At 73.1% G+C, this 14,373-nt stretch carries 16 protein-coding genes; 14 read left to right on the top strand and 2 right to left on the bottom strand.

Annotated features, from left to right (window positions below; translation table 11 throughout):
* Window positions 1-57: 57 nt before the first annotated feature.
* Window positions 58-630 (bottom strand): rhodanese-like domain-containing protein, encoded by a 573-nt coding sequence (locus ACGF2Y_RS29950; RefSeq protein WP_392953902.1) that lies wholly within the window; start codon window positions 628-630, stop codon window positions 58-60.
* Between the two features lie 189 nt (window positions 631-819).
* Between ACGF2Y_RS29950 and ACGF2Y_RS29945 the strand changes: the two genes are divergently transcribed.
* From ACGF2Y_RS29945 to ACGF2Y_RS29885, 13 genes are all read left to right on the top strand, one after another.
* Window positions 820-1,554, top strand: a complete 735-nt coding sequence (locus ACGF2Y_RS29945) for a PIG-L deacetylase family protein (protein ID WP_392953899.1) — start codon at window positions 820-822, stop codon at window positions 1,552-1,554.
* A gap of 60 nt (window positions 1,555-1,614) precedes the next feature.
* The gene (locus tag ACGF2Y_RS29940; RefSeq protein WP_392953896.1) at window positions 1,615-2,220 is read left to right on the top strand and encodes a helix-turn-helix domain-containing protein; all 606 of its coding nucleotides are present in this window, start codon (window positions 1,615-1,617) and stop codon (window positions 2,218-2,220) included.
* Between the two features lie 125 nt (window positions 2,221-2,345).
* Window positions 2,346-3,311, top strand: a complete 966-nt coding sequence (locus tag ACGF2Y_RS29935; protein ID WP_392953893.1) for an NADPH:quinone oxidoreductase family protein — start codon at window positions 2,346-2,348, stop codon at window positions 3,309-3,311.
* Window positions 3,308-4,501: an acyl-CoA dehydrogenase family protein gene (locus tag ACGF2Y_RS29930; RefSeq protein ID WP_392953890.1), complete on the top strand. Its 1,194-nt coding sequence runs from the start codon at window positions 3,308-3,310 to the stop codon at window positions 4,499-4,501. The genes ACGF2Y_RS29935 and ACGF2Y_RS29930 overlap by 4 nt, the downstream gene beginning before the upstream one ends.
* Window positions 4,498-5,616 (top strand): acyl-CoA dehydrogenase family protein, encoded by a 1,119-nt coding sequence (locus tag ACGF2Y_RS29925; RefSeq protein ID WP_392953887.1) that lies wholly within the window; start codon window positions 4,498-4,500, stop codon window positions 5,614-5,616. Before ACGF2Y_RS29930 ends, ACGF2Y_RS29925 begins: the two co-directional genes overlap by 4 nt.
* Before the next feature lie 145 nt (window positions 5,617-5,761).
* Window positions 5,762-7,378 (top strand): ABC transporter substrate-binding protein, encoded by a 1,617-nt coding sequence (locus ACGF2Y_RS29920; protein ID WP_392953884.1) that lies wholly within the window; start codon window positions 5,762-5,764, stop codon window positions 7,376-7,378.
* A gap of 23 nt (window positions 7,379-7,401) precedes the next feature.
* Window positions 7,402-8,367 (top strand): ABC transporter permease, encoded by a 966-nt coding sequence (locus tag ACGF2Y_RS29915; protein WP_392954048.1) that lies wholly within the window; start codon window positions 7,402-7,404, stop codon window positions 8,365-8,367.
* The gene (locus tag ACGF2Y_RS29910) at window positions 8,360-9,217 is read left to right on the top strand and encodes an ABC transporter permease (protein WP_392953881.1); all 858 of its coding nucleotides are present in this window, start codon (window positions 8,360-8,362) and stop codon (window positions 9,215-9,217) included. Before ACGF2Y_RS29915 ends, ACGF2Y_RS29910 begins: the two co-directional genes overlap by 8 nt.
* A gap of 77 nt (window positions 9,218-9,294) precedes the next feature.
* Window positions 9,295-10,224: an ABC transporter ATP-binding protein gene (locus ACGF2Y_RS29905; RefSeq protein ID WP_392954045.1), complete on the top strand. Its 930-nt coding sequence runs from the start codon at window positions 9,295-9,297 to the stop codon at window positions 10,222-10,224.
* The gene (locus ACGF2Y_RS29900) at window positions 10,217-10,951 is read left to right on the top strand and encodes an ABC transporter ATP-binding protein (RefSeq protein ID WP_392953878.1); all 735 of its coding nucleotides are present in this window, start codon (window positions 10,217-10,219) and stop codon (window positions 10,949-10,951) included. Before ACGF2Y_RS29905 ends, ACGF2Y_RS29900 begins: the two co-directional genes overlap by 8 nt.
* 287 nt (window positions 10,952-11,238) lie before the next feature.
* The gene (locus ACGF2Y_RS29895; protein WP_392953875.1) at window positions 11,239-12,117 is read left to right on the top strand and encodes a phosphatidylinositol-specific phospholipase C/glycerophosphodiester phosphodiesterase family protein; all 879 of its coding nucleotides are present in this window, start codon (window positions 11,239-11,241) and stop codon (window positions 12,115-12,117) included.
* A gap of 117 nt (window positions 12,118-12,234) precedes the next feature.
* Complete coding sequence (locus ACGF2Y_RS29890) at window positions 12,235-12,429, top strand: hypothetical protein (RefSeq protein WP_392953872.1); 195 nt, start codon at window positions 12,235-12,237, stop codon at window positions 12,427-12,429.
* Between the two features lie 105 nt (window positions 12,430-12,534).
* Window positions 12,535-13,275, top strand: a complete 741-nt coding sequence (locus ACGF2Y_RS29885) for a hypothetical protein (RefSeq protein WP_392953869.1) — start codon at window positions 12,535-12,537, stop codon at window positions 13,273-13,275.
* 72 nt (window positions 13,276-13,347) lie between these two features.
* Here the strand turns inward: ACGF2Y_RS29885 and ACGF2Y_RS29880 are convergent, their stop codons facing one another.
* Window positions 13,348-13,713, bottom strand: coding sequence for a DUF779 domain-containing protein (locus ACGF2Y_RS29880; protein ID WP_392953866.1), 366 nt, complete (start codon window positions 13,711-13,713; stop codon window positions 13,348-13,350).
* Between the two features lie 87 nt (window positions 13,714-13,800).
* Here ACGF2Y_RS29880 and ACGF2Y_RS29875 point away from each other — a divergent pair, with 87 nt between their 5' ends.
* Window positions 13,801-14,190, top strand: a complete 390-nt coding sequence (locus ACGF2Y_RS29875; RefSeq protein WP_392953864.1) for a hypothetical protein — start codon at window positions 13,801-13,803, stop codon at window positions 14,188-14,190.
* Window positions 14,191-14,373: the final 183 nt, after the last annotated feature.

Genomic DNA, 14,373 nt, shown 5'->3' with positions numbered 1-14,373 from the left:
ACAGGTCCGCGCCCGCCCCCGGGGCCGGCCGGTCGTGGACCGGCCGGCCCCGACGGATCAACGCTGGAGCTGCTCCAGCGTGGCGTCCAGGTCACCGGCGGCACGCGGGGCCCGGTTGTACGGCAGCTTCGAGAGGGCCGAGGCCATCCCGCAGGTGTTGCTGAGCGCCGAGTACACCAGGCCCGTGCCGATGCCCGCGGACAGCCAGCGCGCCGCCGGGAAGCGGATGCCCGCCACCAGCCCCGCCACCACGAGCGAGCCGGCCGCGAGCCGCACCTGACGCTCCATGGGCCAGGTGGTGCGCGCTCCCTCGGGGCGGTCGAGGCCGCGGCCGTCGCCCTCCCACGCCGACGTGCCGCCGGTCATCGTCACGGCCTCGATGTCCGCGCCCGCGAGGATCTCGCAGGCCCGCGTGGAGCGGACCCCGGAGGCGCACACCACCAGCAGCGAACCGCGCGCGGAGGCGGACTTGAGCGCGGGCAGTGCGTCCGGCAGCTTGTCGAGCGGGATGTTCAGGGCGCCGGGGACGTGTCCGGCGGCGTACTCGCCCGGAGCCCGCACGTCGATGACGGTGAACTCCTCCAGACGGGCTGCGGCCTGGGCGGGGGAGAGGGATGCGGGGCTGGGCACGGGCGGGTTTCCTTTCGTTCGCCGGGGCGGCGGTGGGAGGGGATCCCTCCCACCCGGCTCGGACAGGCCGGGCCGGGCCGTGTTCGCGGTGGTCGCCACCGGACTCCAGCGTCGCACGCCCGGCCCCCGTCGCGGCCACGCCTCCATGGACGTACTGCCGGTGTGAGCCTACGTCGGTAGCCTGCCGGTATGACGCCGCAGCGACTCGAACCCATGCCCGTGGACTGGCAGCGCGCCCTGGCCGTGGTCGCCCACCCCGACGACCTGGAGTACGGGGCTGCCGCCGCCGTGGCGGAGTGGACCGACGGCGGCCGCGAGGTCGTCTATCTCCTCGCCAGCCGCGGCGAGGCCGGGATCGACACCCTGCCGCCCGAGGAGTGCGCCCCGGTGCGCGAGCGGGAGCAGCGGGCGAGCGCCGCCGTCGTCGGTGTGCGGACCGTGGAGTTCCTGGACCACCGCGACGGGGTGATCGAATACGGCACCGGGCTGCGCCGCGACATCGCCGCGGCCATTCGCCGGCACCGCCCCGAACTGGTGGTCACCCTCAACCACCGGGACACCTGGGGCGGGGTCGCCTGGAACACCCCCGACCACCGCGCGGTCGGGCGCGCCACGCTGGACGCCGTCGCCGACGCGGGCAACCGCTGGATCTTCCCGGAACTCGGCGAGCAGGGACTCCAGCCGTGGGACGGGGTGCGCTGGACCGCCGTGGCGGGCAGCGACCGGCCCACCCACGCGGTCGACGCGACGGCCGGCCTCGAACGCTCGGTCCGGTCGCTGCTGGAGCACCGCACGTACATCGAGGCGCTGACCGAGGAGGATCCGGAGCGGTACTGCCGGACCTTCCTGGAGGGCATGGCGAAGGACGCGGCCGAGCGGTTCGGCGGCCGGCCCGCGGTCACCTTCGAGGTCTTCGCCCACTGAGCGTGCCAGAAGCGGTGTTCCCGCATTGACAAACCGGCTTGCCGATTCTGCAATGGCCGTATGAAGGAACACGACCGGGACGATCCGGAACTCGAAGCGGTGCTCTCCGGCGTCAGCCCCAGGCTGCGCCGTCTGCGCAAGGATCGCGGAGTCACTCTCTCCGCGCTCTCGGACGCCACCGGAATCTCCGTCTCCACGCTCTCCCGGCTGGAGTCCGGCGGTCGCCGCCCCAGCCTTGAGCTGATGCTTCCCATCGCCCGCGCCCACGAGGTGCCGCTCGACGACCTGGTGGGCGCCCCAGCGGTCGGCGACCCCCGGGTACGGGCCACGCCGATCGTGCGGCACGGCCGGACGATGGTGCCGCTGACCGCCCGTCCCGGCGGGCTCCAGGCGTACAAGATGATCCAGGAGCCCGGCAGCGGCGAGGCGCCGGAGCAGCGCACGCACGAGGGGTACGAGTGGCTGTTCGTGCTCTCCGGGAAGCTCCGGCTGCTGCTGGCCGAACACGATCTGGTGCTGGAGTCGGGGGAGGCCGCTGAGTTCGACACGCGGCTGCCGCACTGGTTCGGACCGGCGGAGGGCAAGCCGGTGGAGTTTCTCAGTCTCTTCGGCCCGCAGGGCGAGCGCATGCACGTGCGGGCGAAGCCGAAGCCGAAGCGGGGCTGAGGAGTCCCGCCGTCGGCGGTGTGAAGGTGTTCCCAGGCGGGCAAGCGACCGCTTAGTATGTGCCGCAGCAGTGGTAATGCCGACCGCGGCAGCGGTTGATGCCGACAGTTTTGTGGAGGCCCCTCATGCAGGCATGGCGAGTGCACCGGAACGGCGAGCCGGGCGAGGTGATGCGGCTGGAGGAGACGGACCGGCCCACGCCCGGCGACGGGCAGGTGCTTGTCGAGGTCCGCGCGGCGAACGTCAACTTCCCCGACGCCCTGCTCTGCCGGGGCCAGTACCAGGTGCGGCCGCCGCTGCCGTTCACCCCGGGCGTCGAGGTGTGCGGCACCACCGAGGACGGGCGGCGGGTCCTCGCCACCCCCGCCCTGCCCCATGGCGGCTTCGCCGACTACGTGGTCGCGGACGAGGCGGCCCTGCTGCCCGCCCCCGACGCACTGGACGACGCCGAAGCGGCTGCCCTGCACATCGGCTACCAGACCGGCTGGTTCGGCCTGCACCGCCGCGCCCGCCTCCAGCCCGGTGAGACCCTCCTGGTCCACGCGGCGGCCGGGGGCGTCGGCAGCGCGGCCGTCCAGCTCGGCAGGGCCGCGGGCGCGAAGGTCATCGGCGTCGTCGGAGGCCCGGAGAAGGCGGCCGTCGCCCGGGAGCTCGGCTGCGACCTGGTCATCGACCGGCGGAGCGAGGACATCGTCGCCGCCGTGAAGGAGTCCACCGGCGGGCGCGGCGCGGACGTCGTCTACGACCCGGTCGGCGGCGACGCGTACGCCAAGTCCGTCAAGTGCGTCGCCTTCGAGGGGCGCGTCCTCGTCGTCGGCTTCGCCAGCGGCGTCATCCCCACCCCGGGCCTCAACCACGCGCTGGTGAAGAACTACTCCGTCGTCGGACTGCACTGGGGCCTCTACAACACCAAGGACCCGGCGGCCGTCCGCGCCTGTCACGACGAGCTGACCGAGCTGGCCGCGCAGGGCATCGTCAAACCCCTGGTCAGTGAGCGTGTCGCGATGGCCGCAGCGGCCGACGCCGTCCAGCGCGTCGCCGACGGCACCAGCACCGGCCGCATCGTCGTCCTGCCCGGAGGCGCCCGATGAGCCCCGCAGCCGACGCCGCCGAGGTCCGCCGCCGCACCCGCGAGCTGCTCGCCGCGCACCCGCCGGCCACCACCGGTCGCACCGACTTCCTGAAGGCCCGCTTCGACGCCGGCCTCGCCTGGGTCCACTACCCGGTGGGCCTCGGCGGACTCGACGCGCCCCGTTCCCTCCAGCAGGTCGCCGACGCCGAACTCGCCGCCGCCGACGCGCCCGACAACGATCCGCGCCGCATCGGCATCGGCCTGGGCATGGCCGCGCCCACCGTCCTCGGCTTCGGCACCGACGAGCAGAAGCAGCGCTTCCTGCGCCCGCTGTGGGTGGGGGAGGAGGTCTGGTGCCAGCTGTTCAGCGAACCCGGCGCCGGATCCGACCTCGCGGCCCTCGCCACCCGGGCCGTACAGGACGGGACCGGTGACTGGATCGTCGACGGGCAGAAGGTCTGGACGTCCAGCGCCCACCTGGCCCGCTGGGCGATCCTCATCGCCCGCACCGACCCGGACCTGCCCAAGCACCGGGGCATCAGCTACTTCATCTGCGATATGACCGACCCGGGCGTCGAGGTCCGGCCACTGCGCCAGATCACCGGCGAGGCCGAGTTCAACGAGGTCTTCCTCACCGGCGTGCGCATCCCCGACAGCCACCGCCTCGGACCCGTCGGCGAGGGCTGGAAGGTCGCCCAGACCACCCTGATGAACGAGCGCGTCTCCATCGGCGGCTCCCGCATCCCGCGCGAGGGCGGCATGATCGGCCCGGTCGCGAAGACCTGGCGCGAACGCCCCGAACTGCGTACCCCCGACACCCACCAGCGCCTCCTGACCCTCTGGGTGGAGGCCGAGGTCGCCCGGCTCACCGGCGAGCGGCTGCGCCAGCAGCTCGTCGCCGGACAGCCGGGACCCGAGGGCTCGGGCATGAAGCTCGCCTTCGCCCGTCTCAACCAGGAGATCAGCGGCCTGGAAGTCGAACTGCTCGGCGACGAGGGCCTGCTGTACGGCGACTGGACCATGAGCCGCCCGGAGCTGGTCGACTTCACCGGACGGGACGCCGGCTACCGCTATCTGCGCTCCAAGGGCAACTCCATCGAGGGCGGCACCAGTGAGGTCCTGCTGAACATCGTGGCCGAGCGCGTCCTCGGCCTGCCCTCCGAACCCCGCAACGACAAGGACGTCGCCTGGAAGGACCTGAGCCGATGACCGTGCCCGCCCAGCCCCCCGCCACCCCCGACCTGCTCTACTCGCAGGACGAGGAGGACCTGCGCTCCGCCGTGCGCGCCCTCCTCGCAGACCGGGCCGACGCGCCGACGGTGATCGCGGCGACCGAGTCCGGCACGCCGTACGACCCGCAGTTGTGGGGCTCGCTCGCGGGCGGCATCGGCGCGGCCGGACTCCTCGTACCGGAGGGACTCGGCGGCCAGGGAGCGTCCCACCGCGAGGCCGCCGTGGTCCTGGAGGAACTGGGCCGCAGCGTCGCCCCCGCCCCGTACCTGACCAGCTCCGTCGTGGCGACCGAGACGCTGCTCGCGCTGGGCGGGCAGGACGGCCCGTCCGCCGCGCTCCTGCGCGACCTGGCCTCGGGCGCCCGTACGGCCGTGCTCGCCGTGTCCTTCGCGACCCAGCCCGCCGGGGCGGCGACGGCACTGGTCCCGTCGGGCGGGACGGTACGCGGCGTCGCGGACGCGGTGGTCGCCGACGTCCTGCTGGTGCCGACCCCCGAGGGCCTGTACGCCGTCGAGGCCGCGGACCCCGGTGTCGCCGTGCGGCCCCTCGTCCCGCTCGACCTGACCCGGCCCCTGGCCGCCGTCACCCTGACCGGGGCGGCCGGAACCCTGCTCGCCGACGCGGACACGAGCGCCGGGGCCGTACAGCGCGGACTGCTCGCCGGAGCCGGACTGCTCGCCTCCGAACAGCTCGGGATCGCCGAGTGGTGCCTGACCGAAACCGTCCGGTACACCCGCGAACGCCACCAGTTCAACCGTCCCGTGGGGTCGTTCCAGTCGCTCAAGCACCGGATGGCGCAGCTCTGGCTGGAGATCGTCTCGGCCCGCGCCGCCGCCCGCAACGCCGCCGACGCGCTCGCCACCGGCAGCCCCGACGCCCCGCTCGCCGTCGCGCTGGCTCAGGTGCACTGCTCGGGCGTCGCGGTCCACGCCGCCGAGGAGTGCGTCCAGCTGCACGGCGGGATCGGGATGACCTGGGAACACCCCGCGCACCTGTACCTGAAGCGGGCGAAGGCCGACTCGATCGCGTGCGGCACGGCGGGCAGCTTTCGGCAGTCCGTCGCGGAGCTGGTGGAGCTGCCGGCTCCCTGACGTCCGCACCGGAGAACCGCCCCTGCCGCCCGGCCCTGGTACCCCCTCCCGCCTGTCGAGGCGGGGTGTACCAGGGCCTTTTACGTGCTGTTTAATTGCATGTTGTTCGCAATAACAGTCGATCTTGAACAGGGATGTGCAGAGTATGACGGCCCGATCGATACGGGGCGCGGTCGCCGCCACGCTGGTGACCGCACTGTCCTTGACCGCCGCAGCCTGCTCGAATCCGGACAGCGCCAAGAGCGGTTCCGGGACCGGAACCACCTCGGCCGTCGTCGGCATCGCCTACGAGCCCGACAGCCTGAGCCCGCTGCTCGGCTACGGCAAGGACGGCAACTCCAAGATCTTCGACGGACTGCTCGCGCTGGACGCGGACATGAAGCTCCGCCCCGCGCTCGCCGCCGAACTCCCCGAGGTCAGCGACGACGGTCTGACGTACACGTACAAGCTCCGCCAGGGCGTGAAGTTCAGCGACGGCAAGGCGTTCGGCGCCAAGGACGTCGTCTTCACCTACCGCACCATCCTCGACGAGAAGACCAACAACGCCTCCCGCACCGAGCTGGACGCCGTCAAGGACGTCACGGCGAAGGGCGAGGACACGGTCGTCTTCACCCTCAAGTACCCCTACGCGCCGTTCGCCCAGCGCACCGTCCTGCCCATCGCCCCCGAGCACGTCGCGGGCAAGCAGGACGTCAACACCGGGGCCTTCACCACCCGCCCCATCGGCACCGGGCCCTACGTCCTCACCAAGTGGTCCAAGGGCGAGAAGCTCAGCTTCACCGCCAACCCCCACTACTGGGGCGGCGAACCCGAGGTGAAGAAGTTCACCATGGCGATCATCAAGGACGACGATGTGCGCGCCACCCGGCTGCGCTCCGGCGACCTCGACGGCGCGATCCTGCCGCCCAACCTCGCCCAGGGCTTCGCGGACGACCGGAGCAAGAAGACGTACGCCGCCACCACCTACGACTACCGCACGGTGACCCTGCCGACCCACAACAAGGTCGCCGGCGACACCGCGGTGCGCCGGGCCCTCGACATCGCGGTCGACCGCGAGACCATGGTCGAGGCCATCCTCAACGGCGACGGCAAGCCCGCCTACGGCCCCGTCCCCACCGACAGCGAGTGGTTCACCAAGGGCACCGAGCGCCCCCACGACCTCGCCGCCGCGAAGAAGATCCTCGACGAGGCCGGATGGAAGCCCGGCAAGGACGGCGTCCGCGTCAAGGACGGCGTGCGCGCCGCCTTCCCGCTCTGGTACCTCACCGGCGACAAGCTCCGCCAGGAGCACGCCCTCGCCTACGCGTCCGACGCCAAGAAGGCCGGCATCGCCATCACCGCCGAGGCCGGAACCTGGGAGGTCATCGAACCCCGCATGAAGCACGACGCCGTGCTCGCGGGCGGCGGCTCGCCCGCCGACCCCGACTTCGACCAGTACACCCTGCTGAAGTCCTCCCTCGCGGGCGACGGCTTCAACAACATGGCCTGGTACGACAACAAGGCCGTCGACGCCGCGATCGAGACCGGCCGCAGGAGCGGTGACGCGGCCGAGCGCAAGAAGGCGTACGACACCGTCCAGCGTGAGCTGGTGAAGAACCCGGGCTACACCTTCCTCACCCACATCGACCACCTCTACGTCGTCGACGACCGCTTCGGCCCCCTCACCACCCAGGTCGAACCGCACGACCACGGGCTGGCCTCCGGCCCCTGGTGGAACGTCGAGGCGTGGTCCACCGAGGCCGCCGGAGGCTCGAAGAAGTGAGCCGCCGCCTCCCCTGGGGGCCGATGGCGCGGATGGCGGGACGGCGGGCCCTGTTCGCCGTCCCCGTCCTCGGCGTCGTCACCTTCGGCGTCTTCGCCGTCGCCGCGGCGTCCCCCTTCGACCCGGTCAAGGCCTACGCGGGCACCGCCGGGCTCACCGCATCGCAGGAGAACCTCGACCAGCTGCGGGCCAACCTCGGCGTCGACCAGCCGCTCGTCGCCCGCTGGTGGGACTGGCTGACCTCCGCGCTCCAGGGCGATCTCGGGGACTCCAGCGTGATGCGCCAGCCCGTCGCCGACGTCATCGCGGAGCGCATGGGCTGGTCCGTCCTGCTCGCCGCCACCGCCTTCCTCGTCGCGATCCTGCTCGGCACCGGCCTCGGCGTCCTCGCCGCCCGCAGGCCCGGCGGCCTGCTCGACCGGTGCGTCAGCTCCGTCGCGTACACCCTGGAAGCCGCCCCCGCCTTCTGGCTCGGGCTGCTCGCCATCTGGTTCTTCGCCCTGAAGCTGGACGTCCTCCCGGCCGGCGGACTCACCGACGCCGCCAGCGACGTCGTCACCTTCGACCAGGTCGCCTCCCACCTCGTCCTGCCCGCGGCCGTCCTCGGCGTCTCCCAGCTGCCGTGGTTCTTCCTGTACGTACGCCAGGGCGTCGCCGACGCCATCGCCGAGGATCCGGTGCGCGGCGCCCGCGCCCGGGGACTGAGCGAGCGCACCGTGCTCCTCGGCCACGCCCTGCGCTCCGGCATGCTGCCGATGCTCACCCTGATCGGCTCCCGCGTCCCCGAACTCATCACCGGCGCGCTGCTCGTCGAGACGGTCTTCAGCTGGCCCGGCATCGCCGCCGCCACGGTCGAGGCCGCCACCTCGGTGGACTTCTCCCTGCTCGCCGCGCTCACGGTGCTCGCCACCGCGGCCGTCCTGCTCGGCAACCTGCTCTCCGACCTCCTCTACGGACTCGCCGACCCCCGGGTGGCCTTCGATGGCTGAGACCACGCACGCCCTCCCCGGCCGCGCCACCCGCCGCGTCCGGATCGTCACCTCGGCCACGATCGTCGCCGTCGTCGCGCTCGCCGTCCTCGTCGTCCCGCCGCTGGCCCAGCTCGACCAGCAGGCCGTCGATCTGGCCAACAAGCTCGAACCGCCTTCCTGGGCCCACCCGTTCGGCACCGACGACGTCGGCCGCGACCTCCTGCTGCGCTGCGTCTACGGCCTGCGCGTGTCCCTGCTCGTCGGCCTGGTCGCGGCCCTCACCGCCACCGTCATCGGCACCGCGATCGGCGCGCTCGCCGGGGCGTTCGGCGGCTGGACGGACCGGGTCGTGATGCGGGTCGTCGACGCCCTGTCCTCCATCCCGCATCTGCTGCTCGGCATCTTCATCGTCGCGATGTTCCGGCCCGGCGTCTGGCCGGTGGTCATCTCGGTCGCCCTGACCCACTGGATCTCCACCGCCCGGATCGTCCGCTCCGAGGTGCTCTCGCTGCGCTCGCGCCCCTTCATCGACGCGGCCGTCTCCGGCGGGGCCTCCCGCACCCGGGTCATCGTGCGGCACCTGCTGCCCGGCGTGCTCCCGCAGGCCGGACTGGCGGCGGTGCTGATGGTGCCGCACGCGATGTGGCACGAGTCCGCGCTGTCCTTCCTCGGGCTCGGCCTCCCGGCCCATCAGGCGAGCCTCGGCAACCTCGTCCAGTCCGCGCGCGGTTCGCTGCTCGCGGGGGACTGGTGGCCGACGCTCTTCCCCGGCCTCTTCCTGATCATCCCGACCCTCGCGCTCGCGGGACTCGCCGGAGCATGGCGCGACCGGATCAACCCGCGCCGGAAATCGGAGCTGATGCTGTGACCCGCGCCCATGAGCCGTCCGCCCCGGGAGCCGATGCCCCCGTCCTCGATGTCCAGAACCTCTCCGTCCGCTTCCGGATGCGCGGCGGCCGGGACATCGCCGCCGTCACCGACGCCCGCTTCTCCGTCGCACCGGGGGAGTGCCTGGCCCTGGTCGGCGAGAGCGGCTGCGGCAAGTCCGTCCTGGCCTCCGCCCTGCTCGGACTGCTGCCCGCCAACGCGGCGACCACCGGCAGCGCGGTACTCGGCGGGGACACCGACCTGCTCACCGCCGACGAACGCACCCTCGCCCGCACGGTACGGGGACGGCGCATCGGCCTCGTACCGCAGAGTCCCGCCGCCCACCTCACCCCCGTGCGCACCGTCCGGTCCCAGCTGGAGGAGAGCCTGCGCGAGCTGACCGGGGTGCGGGGGAGCGCCCTGCGCAAGGCCGCCGTGGCAGCCGCGGCCCGTGCCTCGTTCCCCGACGGCCACCTCGACCGCTACCCGCACCAGCTCTCCGGCGGCCTCGCCCAGCGCGCCGCGACCGCCCTCGCCCTGATCGGCGACGCCCCGCTGCTGCTCGCCGACGAACCGACCACCGGACTCGACCGGGACCTCGTCGAGCGGACCGTCGACGAGCTGCGCCGCCACACCGACGAGGGCCGGGCGCTGCTGATCATCACCCACGACCTGGCCGCCGCCGAGCGGATCGCGGACCGGGTCGCCGTGATGTACGCGGGCCGGATCGTCGAGATCGCCGACGCCGCCCCCTTCTTCGGCGCACCCGGCCCCCGCCACCCGTACGCCAAGGGCCTCCTGGACGCCCTGCCCGAGCGGGACTTCGCCCCGATCCCCGGTATGCCGCCGGAGCTGGGGGCGCTGCCCGACGGCTGTGCCTTCGCCGCCCGCTGCGCGTACGCCGATGCCCGCTGCGCCGGCGAACACCCGGCCTTCGCGGCGGACCTGGCCTGCCACCACGCGCTGACCGGCCGGACGCACCCCCTCAAGGAGGCCGCCGATGCTTGAGCTGACCCGGATCACCGCCGGATACGACCGCCGCGACCCCGTCGTCCGCGAGGTGTCCCTGCGCGTCGGGGCGGGCGAGGCGGTCGGGCTGCTGGGCCCCAGCGGCTGCGGCAAGTCCACCCTGGCCAAGGTCGCCGCCCTCCTGCACCGCCCGGACGCCGGAACCATGACCCTGGACGGCACGGTGATACGCGGCTGGCGGCACCGGGCCCCGCGCGAGCAGCGCACGGCGATCGGCGTCGTCTTCCAGCAGCCCCGGCTCTCCGTCGACCCCCGGCTCAGCCTGCGCGAACTGATCGCCCAGCCGCTGCGGTCCACCGGGCTGCGCCGGGACGTCCCCGAGCGGGTGGCGGAACTGGCCCCGCTGGTCGGCCTCTCCGAGGAGCTGCTGGAGCGCCGCCCGCACGCGGTGAGCGACGGCCAGCTCCAGCGGGCCTGTCTGGCACGGGCCCTGGTGCTGAAGCCCCGGCTGCTGATCTGCGACGAGATGACCGCGATGCTCGACGCGTCCACGACGGCCGCCCTGGTCGCCGTGGTCGAGCGCTACCGATCCGATTCGGGGGCGGCGCTGCTTGCCGTCGGCCACGACCGGGTGCTGCTGGAGCGCTGGTGCGACCGTACGGTCCGCTGGGACGAGCAGAACGCGGGACCCGCAGGACCCGCAGGACCCGCAGGAGCTGTGGGACCCGTGGGACCCGTGGGACACGAACGCGTCGTGGCCGGCTGAGCACTGCACGCGCACGGGGGCTGCCGGCCGCGCGGGAACGGCGAGCCGCGCAGGGACCGCTGAGCGGCACGGGGACCGCCGAGCCGCACGGGGAACGGCAAGCGGCACGGAAGGCTGGATACGGCGAACAACGGATGCGGCCCGGCCGACCGACCGGCGACGGTCCGGCCAACTCTTGGCAGGTACCTGCCCAATATCGGGGGCCCGACTCCATACTCGACGCGACCGTCCACTCCGCCCGTCTGCCGCCCCTCCGCCGCACGTCGTCCGCCGCTCAGGGAGTCCCCATGGTCCACCCCACCCGCCGCCGCGCGCTCACGGTCGCCCTCGCCACCGCAGCCGCCGGCATCGCCGTCCCCACCGCGACGGCGGTCGCCGCCCCCGCCCGCCCGCGCGGCCCGCGTCCGTTACGCCACGCCCACGCGCACAACGACTACCTGCACCCCCGGCCGCTGTACGACGCGCTCGCGCACGGGTTCACCAGCGTCGAGGCGGATGTCTTCCTCATCGACGGCGACCTGCTCGTCGCCCACGAGCCCGCAGGGCTCGACCCCACCCGCACCCTCGCCTCGCTCTACCTGGACCCGCTCGCCGCCCTGGTCCGCGCGGGGCGCGGCGGCGTCCACCCGCACCACCGCGCCCCGCTGCAACTGCTCATCGACATCAAGGCCGACGGCGTCGCCGCCTACCGGGAACTGGACCGACAGCTGCGCCGCCACCACCGGATCCTCACCCGCTACAGCCACGGCCGCGTCCACCCCGGCGCGGTCACCCCGGTCATCTCCGGCGACCGCGCCGCCCGCGTCCCCATGGAGGCGCAGCGCACCAGGTACGCGTTCTACGACGGCCGTCTCGACGACCTCGGCACCGCGGCCCCCGCCTCGTTCGCCCCGCTCGTCAGCGCCAACTGGACCCAGAGCTTCGGCTGGCTCGGCGCGGGCCCCTTTCCCCGGGCCGAGCGCGACCGGCTCCGGGCCCTCGTCACCGCCGCCCACCGCGAAGGCCGCCGTATCCGCTTCTGGGCCACGCCCGACCTGCCAGGACCCGAACGCGAGGCCGTCTGGTCCGAACTGCTCGCCGCCGGGGTCGACCACCTCAACACCGACGACCTGGCCGGACTCGGAGACTTCCTCCGCGCTCGCGGGAACGGCGCCCGGACCCCGTAACGCCCCCCGGCCCGGAAGTACCCGTTCGGCGGACACGCCAGTGCTCCGAACAGCCCCTCCGCTGCGCCACACTGGCGGCCGAATGCCGCAAATCCGGCGCGGCGGAGGAGGCTGGTCATGGCTATTTCGATCTCACTGGTGCTGCTCCTGCTGATCCTGGCAGTGATCTTCCTGCGCAGCGGCGGGCTGAAGGTCTCGCATGCGCTGGTCTGCGCCCTGCTGGGCTTCTTCCTGGCCGGTACGAGCATGGCACCGACCATCCACGACGGCGTCGGGGCCACCGCCGACCTGGTCAGCGGACTCCACCCCTGACCCGGCCCTGTTCCTGACGCCGCCCCCGCCGCTGACTCCGGCCCCGGCCCGGCGGTGGCCGGCGGACTGTCCGCGCCGCGCTCGGACATCCCGCACAATGGGCAGATGTCTTTTCCGCCCTCCGGCCGGCACTCGGGCGCCGCCCACCACGAGTACTGCAACACCGGCCTGTGCTGCCGGTGCCAGATGCGGACCTGGACGACGAAGGCGGGCAACGAACGGCTCTGCGGGCCGTGTGCGGCCTGCTGCCACGAGTGCGGCCGGGCGCCCGCGCCCTATCTGGACGGGCTCGACGGCGGGCTGTGCGCCGAGTGCCGCGGACTGTGCGGCCGCTGCCACGCCCCGAAACGCCCCGACGGATCCTGCGCCTGCGACCGCTGGCGGGAGAACGCCCGGAGCAACCCGCCCGGCTACGTCCTCCAGGCCCTGCCGCCCCAGCTCCTCCAGGCGCTCGGCGGCCGGCTTCCCAGCACCGTGCACGATCTCATCCACCAGGAACTCGCCGTCCGCAGCTCCGGCCTCCTGCGCGAGCGCATCGAACGCCGCTGGAACCTGCGCTGGGCCCACGCGCTCGGCGAGAAGGACGAGGACGGCCGCCGCCGGTGGAGCGCCCAGGACATCGCCGAGCAGCTCCTGCGGCCGGGCTCGTGCACGGACCCGCAGTGCGAGGACGGCTACCTCCTGACGACCGACACCCCGTGCACCCGCTGCCGCCGGCCGCTGCACCGCTTCGTCACCTCGGTCGCCGACCACACGGCGACCCCGGAGCACGCGCGTTCCACGGCGGCCGGAATCCGCCGGGCGATGCTGGAGAACCGCTCGCGTACGAAGCGTCCGCCGCGCTGAGCGGAAGCTCCCGACGGCACGTGGTGCGCGGCCCACAGGTATGCGACACCGTCCGACGGGCGGTGGGGTTCCTCAGCCGTCCACCAGACGGGAACGGATGAGGAACCGCACCCCCTCCGGGGCCTCCAGCGAGAATCCGCTGCCGCGGCCCTCCACCACGTCCACGATCAGCCGGGTGTGAGCCCACACCGCGTACTGGCTCCGCGACATCCAGAACGGCACGCTCTCGGGCATCCCCTCGACGGCGAGGGCCGCCAGCAGCACATCGGCGTCCCCGGTGCGGAACTCACCGGCCGGGTAGCACATCGGCGCACTGCCGTCGCAGCAGCCGCCCGACTGATGGAACATCAACGGGCCGTGGTCCGCCCGTAGCCGCCGCAGCACCCCGGCCGCGGCGGGAGTCAGCTCGACGGCGGGCGATTGCGGGTCACACTCCATGGACCTGCCCCTTCTCGGCTGCGGCAACGCTGCGACAACCGGACGCAAGTCAACTCGACCGGACGTTGCGACCGGGTTGCACGCCCTATGCTCGCGCCCATGGAGCAACGGGAAGTCGTGAAGCGCGTGATCGGCATCCTCACAGAGGCGCGTGAAATGCAGCGTCTGCTGGAGGCGGACCTCGAACGGGAAGACCTGGACACGGGAGCGGGCGCCGTCACCGCCCTGCTGAACGAGACGATGCCCCACATCGCCATCCCCGACGACTTCTCCGTCGAGGAGGTGGTCACCGTCGTCGGGCGCGAGGTCGGCGGCGCGGTCGAACAGCTCGTGAGCGCCTTCACCCTCGCGTTCACGATGCTGGCCCAGGTCCACGACTCCGGGCAGACCGACGTGTCGTCGGCCGACGTCCTCCAGGACCTCGCGCTGCGGGTCGAGGGCGGCGGACCGGACGAGGGCGAGGATCCACTGCTCTAGGGCCTGTATCGAGTTCTCCCTCGGGAGAAGGAGCGGCGGTCGGTGCGTGCCCTCGGCGTGCCGGACGGGTGCCCTCGTAGCGGAGCTACTAGGGCCTGTATCCAGTTGTGATCAATGGATGGTCCGCGCGAGGTCCTTGATCCAGATCATGGAGGCGCGGAGATGGAGTCCGGCGAGGTAGCT

The organism is Streptomyces sp. NPDC048142, assembly GCF_043202835.1.
GTDB lineage: Bacteria > Actinomycetota > Actinomycetes > Streptomycetales > Streptomycetaceae > Streptomyces.
The sequence above is the reverse complement of the archived record's forward strand: the minus strand, read 5'-3'. Positions and strand labels throughout refer to the sequence as shown.